The 13,904-nt window shown below is 68.5% G+C and carries 9 protein-coding genes; 5 read left to right on the top strand and 4 right to left on the bottom strand.

The features are described from left to right. Positions 1-28 precede the first annotated feature (28 nt). Complete coding sequence (locus OG329_RS17575) at positions 29-2,950, top strand: helicase-related protein (protein ID WP_405796205.1); 2,922 nt, start codon at positions 29-31, stop codon at positions 2,948-2,950. Then, entirely contained in the window at positions 2,950-7,107 is a 4,158-nt protein-coding gene (locus OG329_RS17570; RefSeq protein ID WP_405796203.1) for an Eco57I restriction-modification methylase domain-containing protein, read from the top strand. The genes OG329_RS17575 and OG329_RS17570 overlap by 1 nt, the downstream gene beginning before the upstream one ends. A 36-nt stretch (positions 7,108-7,143) precedes the next feature. Here the strand turns inward: OG329_RS17570 and OG329_RS17565 are convergent, their stop codons facing one another. Together OG329_RS17565 and OG329_RS17560 are read right to left on the bottom strand one after the other, a co-directional pair. Next, the gene (locus OG329_RS17565) at positions 7,144-7,335 is read right to left on the bottom strand and encodes a hypothetical protein (protein WP_405796202.1); all 192 of its coding nucleotides are present in this window, start codon (positions 7,333-7,335) and stop codon (positions 7,144-7,146) included. Between the two features lie 10 nt (positions 7,336-7,345). Next, on the bottom strand, positions 7,346-8,197 hold the full coding sequence (locus OG329_RS17560; RefSeq protein ID WP_405796200.1) for a helix-turn-helix domain-containing protein: 852 nt from the start codon (positions 8,195-8,197) through the stop codon (positions 7,346-7,348). A 334-nt stretch (positions 8,198-8,531) separates the two neighbouring features. Between OG329_RS17560 and OG329_RS17555 the strand changes: the two genes are divergently transcribed. Beyond that, on the top strand, positions 8,532-9,194 hold the full coding sequence (locus OG329_RS17555; protein ID WP_405796199.1) for an ATP-binding protein: 663 nt from the start codon (positions 8,532-8,534) through the stop codon (positions 9,192-9,194). A 118-nt stretch (positions 9,195-9,312) separates the two neighbouring features. Here the strand turns inward: OG329_RS17555 and OG329_RS17550 are convergent, their stop codons facing one another. Beyond that, positions 9,313-10,059 carry a hypothetical protein gene (locus OG329_RS17550; protein ID WP_405796198.1) on the bottom strand — a complete coding sequence of 249 codons (747 nt, stop codon included), beginning with the start codon at positions 10,057-10,059 and terminating at the stop codon, positions 9,313-9,315. 221 nt (positions 10,060-10,280) lie between these two features. Here OG329_RS17550 and OG329_RS17545 point away from each other — a divergent pair, with 221 nt between their 5' ends. Together OG329_RS17545 and OG329_RS17540 are read left to right on the top strand one after the other, a co-directional pair. After that, the gene (locus OG329_RS17545) at positions 10,281-12,701 is read left to right on the top strand and encodes an AAA family ATPase (RefSeq protein WP_405796197.1); all 2,421 of its coding nucleotides are present in this window, start codon (positions 10,281-10,283) and stop codon (positions 12,699-12,701) included. Further along, the gene (locus OG329_RS17540) at positions 12,698-13,249 is read left to right on the top strand and encodes a hypothetical protein (protein ID WP_405796195.1); all 552 of its coding nucleotides are present in this window, start codon (positions 12,698-12,700) and stop codon (positions 13,247-13,249) included. The genes OG329_RS17545 and OG329_RS17540 overlap by 4 nt, the downstream gene beginning before the upstream one ends. 31 nt (positions 13,250-13,280) lie before the next feature. Here the strand turns inward: OG329_RS17540 and OG329_RS17535 are convergent, their stop codons facing one another. Next, on the bottom strand, positions 13,281-13,886 hold the full coding sequence (locus OG329_RS17535; RefSeq protein ID WP_405796193.1) for a hypothetical protein: 606 nt from the start codon (positions 13,884-13,886) through the stop codon (positions 13,281-13,283). Positions 13,887-13,904: the final 18 nt, after the last annotated feature.

Genomic DNA, 13,904 nt, shown 5'->3' with positions numbered 1-13,904 from the left:
CGGCTGACACCTTCGCGAGGAAGCCCCGATGACGCACACCTATCCCCCCGGCTCCCTGGTCACCGCCCGCGACCGCGAATGGGTCGTCCTTCCCGACAGCGAGCCCGACCTGCTGGTGCTGCGTCCCCTGGGTGGCTCCGACGACGACATCTGCGCCGTCTTCCCCGCGTTCGAGACGGTCAAGGAGGCTCAGTTCGCGCCCCCGTCCCCGGCCGACCTCGGCGACCAGCGGGCGGCCGGGCTGCTGCGCTCCGCCCTGCGGATCGGCTTCCGCTCCGGCGCCGGCCCCTTCCGCTCCCTCGCGGGCATCGCCGTGGAGCCCCGCGCCTACCAGCTCGTGCCCCTTCTGATGGCCCTGCGGCAGCAGACCGTACGGATGCTGATCTCCGACGACGTCGGTATCGGCAAGACCGTCGAGGCGGGCCTGATCGCGAAGGAACTCCTGGCCCAGGGCGAGGCCAGGGGACTGGCCGTGCTCTGTTCGCCCGCCCTCGCCGAGCAGTGGCAGGAGGAACTGCGGACCAAGTTCGGCATCGACGCCGAACTCGTCCTCGCCTCCACCGTCTCCCGCCTGGAACGCGGCCTGGATCTCGGCCAGTCGCTCTTCGACCGCTACCCGCACGTCGTCGTCTCCACGGACTACATCAAGTCGACCCGGCACCGCGACGACTTCGTACGGCACTGCCCCGATCTCGTCATCGTCGACGAGGCCCACACCTGTGTGGCCGCGGACGACAACGTCTCCACCCAGAACCAGCTCCGCTACGAGCTGCTGCGGCGCATCGCGCAGGACACCGACCGGCATCTGCTGCTGGTCACCGCCACCCCGCACAGCGGCAAGGAGTCCGGCTTCCGTAACCTCCTCGGCCTGGTCCGCCCGGAGCTGGCCGACGTGGCCCTGGATACGGACCGTGGCCGACGGCTCCTCGCCCAGCACTTCGTGCAGCGCAAGCGCGCCGACGTACGCCAGTACCTCACCAAGGAGAGCGGGCTCGCGGACGACAGCCTCGCCGAGAAGACCGTGTTCCCCTCCGACCGTGAGTCCAAGGACGAGAAGTACAAACTGTCCCCCGCCTACCGGGCGCTGCTCGACGACTCCATCGCCTACGCGAGCGAACGCGTCCAGGCGGCCGGCGAGCAGGGCCGGCGCGAGGCGCGTATCGCCTGGTGGTCCGCGATCGCCCTGCTGCGCTCCCTGGTCTCCTCACCCAGGGCCGCCGCCCAGACTCTCTCGACCCGCTCGGCCGCGGCCGTCGCCGCCAGCGCCGAGGAGGCCGACCGGCTCGCCTCCCCGATGACCCGCGACTCCGCCGACAGTGACACCCTGGAGGGCCTGGACGCGGCTCCCGGCGCGGAGACCGACGGCGCCGGCGCCCGGCTGGCCGAACTCGCCGAGCGGGCCGCCGCATTGGAGGGACCGGAGGAAGACCTCAAACTCGCGGCCCTCGTCCGGCACCTCAAGGCGCTCCTCAAGGACGGCTACCACCCGATCGTCTTCTGCCGGTACATCCCGACCGCCGAGTACGTCGCCGCGCACCTGGAGAAGAAGCTCGGCTCCAAGACGGTCGTCAAGGCCGTCACCGGCACCCTCTCCCCACAGCAGCGCCTCACCCGCATCGAGGAGTTGGCGACGCTCGCGGGGGACGATCCCGCCGCCCGCCGGGTCCTCGTCGCCACCGACTGCCTCTCCGAGGGCGTCAACCTCCAGCACCACTTCGACGCCGTCGTCCACTACGACCTGGCGTGGAACCCCACCCGCCACGACCAGCGCGAAGGCCGCGTGGACCGTTACGGGCAGAAGCGCGACAAGGTCCGCGTCATCACCCTGTACGGCATCGACAACGGCATCGACGGCAAGGTCCTCGAAGTCCTCATCGCCAAGCACCGCCAGATCCGCAAGGACCTCGGCATCTCGGTCTCGGTCCCCGACGAGGCGTCCTCCGGCGTCACCGACGCGATCGTCGAATGGCTCCTCATGCGCGGCCAACAGCCCCATCAGGAAGGTCTGTTCGGCGTCGAGGCCCTGAAGACCGTGGACGAGCGGGCCGCCGAGCTGGAGAGCCGGTGGAACTCAGCCGCCGAACGCGAGACCCGCACCCTCGCCCGCTTCGCCCAGCGCGCCATCCACCCCGAGGAGGTCGCCCGCGAGGTCGCCGCCATCCGCGACGCCCTGGGCCGCGCGGACGAGGTCAGCGGCTTCGTCCGGCACGCACTGGCCGCCCTCGAAGCACACGTCGTCGAAGCCGGCGACGAGTCGGGCGACTTCACCGCCGAGGTCAGCGGCGTCCCCGCCGGACTGCGCGACGCCCTCGCCCCCGTGGCGGGCGCCGATGCCGTCGAGTCCGGGCGCCCCATCCCGTTCCGCACCACGGCGGCCGTCGCCCGGGGCGAAGCCGCCCTCGTCCGGACCGACCCCGTCGTCGGCGCGATCGCGGCCCACGTCCTCAACACGGCCCTGGACGCGGAAGCCGCCGGCCGCCGCCCGGCCCGCCGCTGCGGCGTGGTCTCCACGGCCGCCGTGACCGTCCCCACCACCCTGCTCCTGGCCCGCTACCGCTTCCACCTCACGCTCCCCTCCCGGCAGGGCAGGCGCAGGATCGTCGCCGAGGACGCCCGACTGCTCGCCTACCAGGGATCCGCCAAGAACCCGGTCTGGCTCCCCGAGGACCAGGCGCTCGCCCTGCTGACCGCCGAGGCCGCGGAGAACACCGACGACTACTTCCAGGAACGGACGATGAGCCGCACCCTGGGCCAACTCGGCGCGGTCAAGGACCACATGGACGCCTACGGTGACCGACTCGCCGAGGAACTGGACGAGTCCCACCGCCGGGTCCGGCGCGCGTCCGACGAGATCGTGCAGGGCCTGAAGGTGACCGCCCAGCGGCCCGCCGACATCCTCGGCGTCTACGTCTACCTGCCCCCGATCACCGCACCCGGAGAGGCCGCCTGATGTCCGCCACCACCCGCAACCAGGTCTTCTCCGCCGTCCACACCGTCGGCGGCCTGCTCCCCGCCGACATGCTCGTCCGTATCTCGGAGAGCAAGGAGGGTAAGGACGTCCCGGGCTCCGGCCCCGCCGACTACCACGTCATCGGCCCCCGCCGGTCCGTCCGTGACGAGGCCGAACGCCACTGGGACTACCTCAAGGCCGTCTGGCGCGAACTCCGCGAGAAACTGCCGGTCAGCCCGGAGGCCGAGCTGCCCGCGGACCCGACCGGCCTCGCGGTCGACCAGTGGCTCGAACCCCTCTTCAACGAGCTGGGCTTCGGCCGCCTCACCACAGTCCCGGCAGGCGCGTACCGCGCCGACAGCGACCCGGACCGCGTCTTCCCCATCAGCCACCACTGGCACCACGTGCCCGTCCACCTGGCCGTCTGGAACGCCCTGCTCGACAAACGGCCCGGCGGCGTCGGCACCGTCCCCCCGCACTCCCTCCTCCAGGAGTGCCTGAACCGGCGCGAGGCCCACCTGTGGGGCGTCCTCACGAACGGCCGGCAGTTGCGGCTGCTGCGTGACTCCAACGCCCTGGCCACCGCCTCGTACGTCGAGTTCGACCTCGAAGCCATCTTCGACGGCGAGCTGTTCAGCGAGTTCGTCCTGCTCTACCGGCTGCTGCATGTCTCCCGCTTCGAGACCGGTGACGCGGGAGTCCCGTCCGCCTGCTGGCTGGAACAGTGGCGTACGGAGGCGATCGCCTCGGGCACCCGGGCACTCGACCACCACCGCGACGGTGTCCAGCGGGCCATCACCACCCTGGGCACGGGCTTCCTGCGCCACCCCGCGAACACGGACCTGCGCGAGACCCTGGACGCCGACCGCTTCCACGCGTCCCTGCTGCGCCTCGCCTACCGGATGATCTTCCTCTTCGTCGCCGAGGACCGCGACGCCCTGCACGACCCCGGCGCGAGTGACGAGGCGCGTAAGCGGTACGCCAAGTACTTCAGCTCCGCCCGACTGCGCCGCCACGCTCTGCGCCGCCAGGGCACCGCCCACGCCGACCAGTACGCCGCGATGCGGATCGTCCTGGACGCGCTGGGCCGCGAGGACGGCCGGCCCGAGCTGGGCCTGCCCGGCCTCGGCGGCCTCTTCGACGACACCGCCGCCGATGCTCCGCTGCGGGACTGCGCCCTGTCGAACGCCTCCCTGCTGGAAGCGGTGCGCCACCTCTCCCGCGTACGCGACGAGAAGACCGCGCGCTGGCGCCCGGTGGACTACCGCAACATGGGATCGGAAGAACTCGGCTCCATCTACGAGTCCCTGCTGGAACTGGTCCCCAAGCACAGCGCCACCGAGCGCTCCTTCGAACTGGTCAACAGGCTCGGCAACGACCGTAAGAAGACCGGCTCCTACTACACGCCGGCCTCGCTGATCGAGACTCTGCTCGACTCCACCCTCGACCCGGTGATAGACGACGCCCAGAAGCGCGGCGAGCAGGTCGCCGCGGCGGCGGGTGAGCCGGACCCGTCGGAGACGATCGTCCGCGAGCTGCTGTCACTGACGGTCTGCGACCCGGCGTGCGGATCGGGCCACTTCCTCGTCGCGGCGGCCCGCCGCATCGCCAAGCGGGTGGCGGCGGTACGCGAGAGCAACCCGGAGCCGACCCCGGTCGCGGTACGCGCCGCTCTCCATGAGGTGGTCGCCCGGTGCGTCTACGGCGTGGACCTCAACCCGATGGCGGTCGAACTGGCCAAGGTCTCCCTGTGGTTGGAGGCCCTGGAACCGGGCAAGGCGCTGGGCTTCCTGGACGCGCACATCAAGCACGGGAACGGCCTGGTGGGCACCACGCCTACGTTGATGCTCGACGGCATCCCGAACAAGGCGTTCAAGGCGGTCGAGGGCGACGACGAGAAGTACGCCAGGTTCCTGGAGAAGCAGAACGACCATGAACGCAAGGGCCAGGGCGGGCTGTTCGAGGTTGTCGTGGAGACGAAGGTCTCCAACACCGCGTTCGCGTCGGGGCTGCGCCGGATCATCGGGGCGCCGTCCGGCAACCTGCGCCAGGTGCACGCTCAGCAGGCGGCGTACGAGGACTGGCTGGCGCAGAAGGAGTACGTCCACGCCCGCCACCTCGCCGATGCCTGGTGCGCGGCGTTCATGTGGCCCAAGGCCAAGGACGCCCCGGCGCCTGTGACGCACGAGGTGTTCCAGGCGCTGCGGGACCCCGAGGGCCAGTCGGCTTCGGCGGCCACGCACAAGGAGATCGACCGGCTGAGGGACCTGTATCGCTTCTTCCACTGGCACTTGGAGTTCCCGGAGGTGTTCGCGGTCCCGGAGAAAACGCGGGCGGAGGACGAGGTGGACCCGGCCACGGGGTGGGCGGGCGGGTTCTCTTGTGTGGTGGGGAACCCGCCGTGGGATCGGTCCGAGTTCGAGGACAAGAAGTACTTCAGTGTTGTTGAACCGTCAATTGCGCAAACTTCCGGGGTGGAGCGAGGGCGACGGATTGCCGCATGGATTGAAGAAAACCCAGAGGCGGCCAGTCGGTACATGGATGCACGGCGAAAGCTGAAGTCAACATTTATGTTCGCCAGTGGTTCAGGGGTATTCCCTCTGTGCGCGGAGGGCCTCACGGCTGGCGGTGTAACGAAGCTTCAGGTGGATCAGCTTTTTGCCGAGCTTTTCTCGTCGATTGTGCGCTCGACAGGCCGCTTCGGCTGCATTATTCCGACGGCTATCGCAACGAATGCGGGCGGGCAGTTCCTGTTCAGCGACTTCACCCGGCGGGGTGCGGTGGCGGTGCTGTACGACTTCGAGAACCGTAAGTCGCTCTTCGTTGGAGTGCACGCTGGCTACAAGTTCTGCCTGCTGTCACTGGTTGGCAGAGGTCTTCGGGAGCCTGCTGCCCGCTTTGCGTTTTTCCTGGAGGACACGGCTGATTTGGATGATGCGGACCGGGTATTCGCGCTCAGCCCCGAGGAGATCGCGCTTATCAACCCCAATACGGGGACACTGCCGATCTTCCGCACTCGCCGAGACGCAGATCTCACCGCATCGATTTACCGGCGATTCCCGGTTCTCAAGATTGAGGGTCCTGGTGGAGACGATCAGTGGGGTATCGAGTTCAAGTACCTATTTCGCAGCGCAAATGACGGTGACCTTTTCCGCACGAGGCAGCAACTTCTTGATGAAGGCTGGGAATTGCAGTCCAATAGGTTCGTGCGAGAGGGTGAAGTAATGTCTCCCTTGTACGAAGCCAAGATGGTTGACTTCTTCAATCATCGAGCTGCTGATGTTGTGAAGAGTGAAACTGCGGTGAATCGACAAAATCAACCGAAATATCTTACGCGGGACGAGTTGAATGATCCGGACAGACTTGCTGTTCCCATGTATTGGGTGGCGGCAGATCATGAAATTTCGACGCGGAGGAATGGAAAAGAAGTTCAAGTTCCCGGAATTTCGAAGCGGTTGGCCGACATGGAATGGGGCCGCGGGTGGCTGTGTGGATGGTGTGATGTCACTGCCTCGACTAATGAGCGAACCGCAATCCCTGCATTTCTTCCACTAACGGCAACACTGCACACCTACCCGCTTATGTTCCCTAAAGTGTCGGCTTTTCTTGTCGCGGCTCTCGTTGCTGTGCAGAGTTCTCTCGTCTTTGACTTTTCCAGCCGTCAGAAGATCAGTGATGCTCACATGAAACTCTTCATTTGGAAGCAGTTGCCGGTTCCTACCCCCCGCATCCTTGAGCCTCACGCGGCCTTCATCACCCCGCGCGTCACTGAGCTTGTCTGCACTGCGTACGACATGACTCCGCTCGCGCGCGACCTCGGCGACACCGGAGCTCCCTTCCACTGGAATGAGGCCCGCCGCGCCCAGATCCGCGCCGAGTTGGATGCCTACTTCTTCCACCTCTACGGAATCAGCCGCGACGACACGGACTACATCCTGGAGACCTTCCAGTCGGAGACCGGCGGCCTGAAGAACAACGAGATCGCCAAGTACGGCCACTACCGCACCAAGGACCTCGTCCTCGCCGAGTACGACCGCATGGCCGCTGCCGGCATCAGCCTCACCACCCCCCTCGAGGACGGCGAGAACTACACCTCCACGCTCACCCCACCCCCCGGCCACGGCCCGCGCCACCCCGCCGAGCCCGAAGCCGCGTGATGTGAGCGGTCCGGGTCAGTGTGCCGACCCGGACCGCTACAGCAGGTGGTCGGCCTTGCCCGCCTTGATGTCCTGGATGAGCGTGCGCAGGGCGTCGTGTGTGTCCGTGAGGTAGGTGTCTTCCTGGCCTGCTACGGCTATGTACGCGTTCCCGTCGGCGTCCGTGCCGATGCGGAAGCAGTTGTTGCCCTCTCCACAGAAGGCGGCTTCCCAGTTGATGTCTGACACGGTCGAATCCTCACAGGTCTCTGATGATGGCGTGGATGAAGTCTCGCGATGCGTCGGCTGACAGGCTCATTCGGTCCATCCATTCCAAGTGAGCCCGGTACTTCGAGAGTTGTAGTTCGGCATGCATGAACTCGGGGCCATGCGCTGAATCGAGTTGCACCGTGTCGAGCTGAGGTACTGGGCCTTCCGCGTAGAGCAAGGCGTGACCGGCCCCAGGGAAACTCCCGAGTTCAACGGGGACGACGCGTACGACGGCATTTCCCCGCTCATTCCACTCGATCAGGGCGTTGAGTTGGTCCCTGGTCGTGTCTCGTCCCCCGAACAGCATGCGTAGGGCGGCCTCGTGCACGTAGCCCACGTATGTCACCGCCTCATCGCGGTCCAGCACACGCTGCCGGTCCGTCCGATGGGCCACGCGCAGCTCGACTTCGAGGCGTGACAGAGCGGGGAGCACTGCCATGAAGACGCTGCGAGCGTAGTCCTCGGTCTGGAGCAATCCCGGCATGTGGGCGGTCTGAATGGTTTGAATGCGGCTCGCGTGCCACTCCAACTCGACGATGTCCAGAAGGCCGGGCGAGAGCCGGCCCCTGTACTCGTCCCACCAGTGGGGCTGAGACGGCTGGGTCATGTCCGCCAGTACGGACAGGTACCGCTCGTCCGCGCACGCGCAATGTGCCGCCAGCGTCCGCAGGCGGTCCGGACTGATGTTGCGGGTGCCTGACTCAATGTTCGAGATCTTGCCCCGGTCGACTCCCAACAGGCCCGCGACGTACTCGGCGGTGAGACCCGCTTCGGTGCGCATCTTCTTGATCTCCGCGCCAAGTCTGCGCTGTCGCTGCGTAGGTGTGGTGCGTGGCGGCATCGATCGCCTTCCTCTTCGGGGCGTGGCCCAGTCTGCCGGGTGGGACCAGCGCAATCCATCGGGGGTTAAGTTCCTCGCAGTAGGTGGCGCAAGTACCACCTACTGCCCTACCTTAAGTCACGCGACGCTCACGCAAGGCAAACAAGAAGAGCATCGCGCGAGCTTGCCCGCGTCCTCCCGCCCTGGGAGGGGTGCGCTCGCGCCAGGGAGACGAGCCACTGCCCTGCCGCGTCGTCAAACGACTCATGCGCCGTACGAGCCATCTCGACACACCACCCCACGTCGCGATCGATGCGGCCATGTCCCAACAGCCATGCCGTCAAACGGAGTTGCCATGTCCGAGAATGCGACCCCCGCGCCCACCACTGCCCCCGCCCTCACTCGCACCCCGGCCGCCGGCCTCGAACCCGTCGACCGATGGGGCCGTGAACCGGCCGCAGGCGGCCCGCGATCCACCCTCCCCGCCTACGCGCTCGGCTCGCCGTTCGCCCTCCATGCCCCGGCGAGGGTGACACAGTGCCCGCCCCCGCCGCCGGACCTCGCGGAGCCGCCCGCCTCCCACTTCGTGTACGGGTTGACGCTTCCCTCGGCGGTCGGAACTCCGGTGGTCGCCCATGACACGGCGGAGGCGGTCCTCGATGTGCACGGGGTCGAAGACGAGCTGATCGAGCCGACGCTCATGCTCGTCCACGAACTGGCCATCCATGCCTGCCGGTTCACCGGGGCCGGGGAGATGGTCCATCTTGTTCTCCGTCGGACCGATGACGTCCTTCACGTCGTCGTGCACGACACGCACGCCCTTCACCACCATCGCCGTCTCGCCGACCAATGTGCCGAGCGGCGCAAGGTCTCCCTCGCGGTGGTCCGCGAACTGTCCGACAGGTACCAGGGAGAGTGGGGCTTCGCCGCCGCGCAGCCACCCGCTGCCGGTGTGTGCACCTGGGCCACGCTCGTACACGTCCCGCACATTTCGGGGCCGGACACGGTCCCTGAGTGAGCGGCCTGATACCACCGGGCCCCCGGCCCCGGCCGTTCCGTCACCGCCGCCCGCGACATCGTGGGGTGTCCGCAGGGGCCTGCGGACACTTGTCCGTCGAGGGCGGCGGCCGGCGGGATCAACTGTCGTCCCGCCGCCGTTCGTCAGCGCATACGAGCCAGAGAGCGTAGGCGCTCCGCACCTCGGCGAGGGCTTCCCCGTTCAGTGCCGGGTCGGAGAAGGAGACGGAGGCCATCCGCGTGACGATCTCCGCCATGTGGCTGGCCAAGACGGCGGAGCGCTGCTCGTAGGCGTCGGCTCGCTGGATGGCGGTCTTCTCCTGTGCCGCCATCATGTCGGTCAACGTGCTGTAGCCGGGCTGCTCGGCGTCGTACAGGGAGGGGATTCGGGGAAGGTCCGCGGCCGTCAGCCGGGGCACACGATCTTGGTCGCTCGGCGGCGTCCCTACGTCTTCCGCCCCGGACCCCTCGTCCATGCCCAGGATTCGCAGCACGACCCGCCGTCCCGCCTCGGAAGCGGCCACCCCGGCCGTCAGGCGGTCCAGTTCGTCCAGAAGGGCGGGTACGGCGGCGGGGGCCCCTGCGGTGAGACGGTCTTCGAGTTCCCAGGCGATGGCTTTCCCCCGCTCCAAAGCCGTATCGAGCCGCGTGTTGCACGCGCCGATCTCGTCGAAGGCGCGCTGCGCCGCCCGCAGTGCCAAGTCCAGGGCGTCGCCGGGTTCGCCCGCCAGCGCGCGGGTGTGGTGCAGCAGGGCGCGTACATGCGTACGTGCCGCGTCCAGTGGGTCGTGTTCCAACTCTGCCTCTGTGTCCGGCCATTCGTCGTCGGCCAGGTCTTCCGTCCCGCTCGGTCGGGGCAGCCGCATGTCTTGGCCTCTCTCGTTGTGGGTCGCTTCGTTCGAGTTGCGTCCACCGGTTCCCAGGCCGGACCGGCGACCTTGCCGCACAGGAGGACACCGTACACGCATTCGAGCTAAGGGCGTGTCAGAACTCTGTTGACACCGCCAACATGCTCATGCATGATCTGATGGTGAACGGCGCGTCACCCTCGTCGCGCTCACCGCCCGACCGTGCAAGGAGCACCGCCATGACCGACGACACCCCTCTCCACAAGCTGCTCAACGACCGTCTCGACACGTCCGATCTGGCCCCGGAGGCTGCCGACCTGCTGCGCGGGATGCTTCCTGACCCGGCCCCGGAGGAGACCGGCCGGGCCGGCCCTGTGTACCTGCGCTCCATCTCGGCGGCGGGCTGGCGGGGTGTCGGCCCGGAGGCCACGCTCGACCTTCCGCCCGGCCCCGGGCTGACCATCGTCGCGGGCAGCAACGGCACCGGGAAGTCGAGCTTCGCGGAGGCCGCCGAGATGGCGCTGACAGGCTTCAACGCCCGTTGGGACGGCAGCAACGGCAAGTCCAGGACGGCGGTTTGGAAGGAGGGCTGGCGCAACCTGCACGAGTCCACGGAGCCGCGGGTCTCGGTGAGGCTCACCCTGGACGACACCGGGGATCCGGTCACGGTGCGGCGGACCTGGTACGGCGAGAAGGTGCACGAGGCGCATACGACGGTGGTACGCGAGGACGGTACGGAGCAGAAGCTTGAGGAGTGCGTCGACGCCTCGATGCTCACCCTCTACCGGCCGTTCCTGCCGTACAGCGAGCTGGGCTCCATGGTGGACGGGACGCTCAGCGACCTGCACAACAAGATCGCCAAGTTCATCGGGCTCGGTCAGCTCGGCGAGATCGATGACCGGCTCGCGGCCCGCCTCAAGGAGTGCAAGGACGTGGGGAGTCGGCCTCTCGCCCTGAAGGTCGCGGCCGTCGAGGCGCTGACCGGCCTTGACGACCAGCGTGCCGTCGAGGCCGCTCGGGCACTCGGTGGACGTACCCCCGATGTCGCTGCCGTGCGGGCTCTGCTCGCCCCGGACGTGGTCATGGAGGCGGGCGCGGACGCACGCCTCCGGGCGCTCACCACGCTGTCCGGCCCGGACGAAAGCGAGGTCGCGGGGGCGCTGGTGCGGCTGCGGGAGGCGACTGCCGCCGTCGAGGACGTACGGCACTCCAACGCCGAGGACGCACGGCGGCTGGCCGCGCTTCTGGAGAGCGCACTCGAATACCGCCGCCGCTCAGGGAGCGCCGACTGTCAGGTCTGCGGCACCGAGGACCGCCTGGACCAGGCGTGGGCGGAGGCGACGCGGGCCGAGATCGAGCGGCTTCAGTCGGAGGCGGCCGGGGCCGAAGCCGTACGCAGGACGCTCGGCGGCGCGCTGCGCGCCGTCCACGACCTGGTCCAGCCGGTCCCCGACCTGCTGCGGGCCGAGGATTCGGAACTGGCCGGCCTGTGGCGCGACTGGGCTCTCTGCCGGAGCGTGACCGACCCCGTCGAGCTGGCGAACCGCGTCGCAGGGGTCGCGCCCACGCTGAGCGCTGCGTGCCGGCAGGTCGGCGAGGAGGCCGCCCGCAGGCTCACCGACCGCGACACCGCCTGGCGGCCCGCGGCCGTGCGCCTTGCGGAGTGGCTTGTCGCGATGGAGGAGGCCGCCGAGGCGACCGAGCGGCTCAAGGAGGCGCTGGCCGCCCGTGACTGGCTCCGGAAGCGGACGGACGAGCTGAGGGACAAGCGGATGCGGAAGTTCGTCTCGCGGTCGCAGGGCGTGTGGAAGGCGCTGTGCGAGAGCAGCAGCGTCTCGCTCGGGGACATCGCGCTGAAGGGCACGGCCCGGCAGGGCAGTGTGCGGCTCGATGTGTCCGTGGACGACCAGGAGGCGCCCGCGTACAGCGTGATGAGCCAGGGAGAACTGCACTCGCTCGCCCTGTCGCTGTTCATCCCGCGCGCGACGCACGACAACAGCCCGTTCGGCTTCCTCGTCATCGACGACCCGGTGCAGTCGATGGACGCGCAGAAGGTGGAGGGACTGGCCACGGTGCTGAGCGAATCCGCCCGCCACCGCCAGGTCGTCGTCTTCACCCACGACACCCGGCTGGAGGAGGCCATCACCTACCTCGGCATCGAGGCGACGATCCTTCACATCTCTCGCGAGACCGAGTCCGTCGTCACCGTCGAGAAGAGGAGCGATCCCGTCAAGCAGGCGTTCGAGGAGGCCCGTGCCCTGTCCTACGACCAGAGCCTGCCGCAGAGCGTCGCCGACCGCGTCATCCCGGCGATGTGCCGTATCGCCCTCGAAGCCGCCTGCATGGAGACCGCGCGCCGTACGCTGCGGGACGACCACGGACTCGGTCTCGCCGAGATCGAGAAGCGCGTCTCCCCGCCGGCGCGGACCAAGGAGTATGTGGCCCTCGCCCTGCTCGGTGACTCCTCCGCAAGGCCGCAGACGGCTGTCGAGAGCCTGCACGCCGGAGGATGGGCACTGATCAACGAACTCAACGCGCGCTCGCACCCGGGGCTGCCGTCGGTGGACGATCGCAAGCGGCTCGTCGCTCGGACCGAGCGGCTGGCACGGGCGATCCGGCGCGGCCCGGCGACCGTCGTGCCGCAGGGCGGTGCCCGATGACGGACGACGCACGCGAACTCGTCTCCGCCGCCCAGACCCTTCTGCGGCCTCCGACAGGCACGATGGGGTCGCTCACCCCCGTAGCACGGGCTCGGGCCGCCGCCATGCTGCTGCGCCTCGCTCTCGAACAGCGCCTGGACACCTTCTGGCGCGGCGTGGCCCCGGGTATGACGCGTATCGAGAAGCACCGCATCCTGTGCCTGGAGGCGTACACGGACCGGGGGACCGCCCGGCGCTGGTACCTCACGTGGTCCGCGCTCAGTGCTGCCTGCCATCACCGCACGCACGAACTGCCTCCCAGCCTCACCGAGATCCACGGGCGCCTGCTGGAGGTGAACATCCTGCTGGACGCAGTACCCGGCGGGGGGTCCGCCGCCACGGCCACCGCGGTCATCCCGCCTCCGCAGTCCCCGCCGGGCCGGACGACAGCACCGTCCACGCCCCACGCCGTGCCTTCGGGGGAGGTCCGGCGGGCGGGTCGCCCCGTACCGATGCCCGGCCCGACTCCTGGACGACGGGTCGTACCTCCGGTCGTCGGCGGCCCCTGAACGAACCGGGAGCCGTCCGCGTCCTCCACGGCTACGACCGGACGGGCTCCGGCAGCCAGCCTATGTGGCGCAAGGTCGGCGCGACCCGGCTGAGCAGGAAGAAGACGACCGGAGCCACGTTGTCGCGCTGCGGAAAGAAGAGAGCGTGCTGAACGGAGTCCGTCTCCTGGGGCTTGTCCAGATCGATGAACACGGGGTCCGGCCGAACGAAGGCCGTATCGAGAACCACTCCCGGTCGGCCGGTCAGCTCACGCAGATCGGCGAGACCGCACACCTCGACGAAGTCGGCGGTGGTGAACGTCTTCTTGAAGCTCGGGCGGTCGCCGGGGACGGCGACCCACCCCATGATCCGCAGCTCCCCGTTCCGTAACCCGGAGCCCTGGATACCGGCTCGACGCCGGTTGTGCAGGTTGGACAGCGCAGCGGGCATCTCCGGCACAACAACGGGCTGGTACAGGACGAGATCGCGTTCTCCGTTCGCCCATCGGGTGTCGTGGATCGTGAGCCCGGGGTGGCCATCCACCCGCACCCGCCATTCCGCCGCCACACCCGTGGACATCTCACCGGAACACGTGGCCCCGTTGTCCTTCCGCACCTTTCCGTCTCGTCGCAGCGTGAGTTGATCCATGATGCTCATGGCGACTTCATCCCTCCA

This window comes from Streptomyces sp. NBC_01506 (assembly GCF_045040295.1).
Classification (GTDB): domain Bacteria; phylum Actinomycetota; class Actinomycetes; order Streptomycetales; family Streptomycetaceae; genus Streptomyces.
This window is presented reverse-complemented; position numbering and strand designations above follow the sequence as displayed.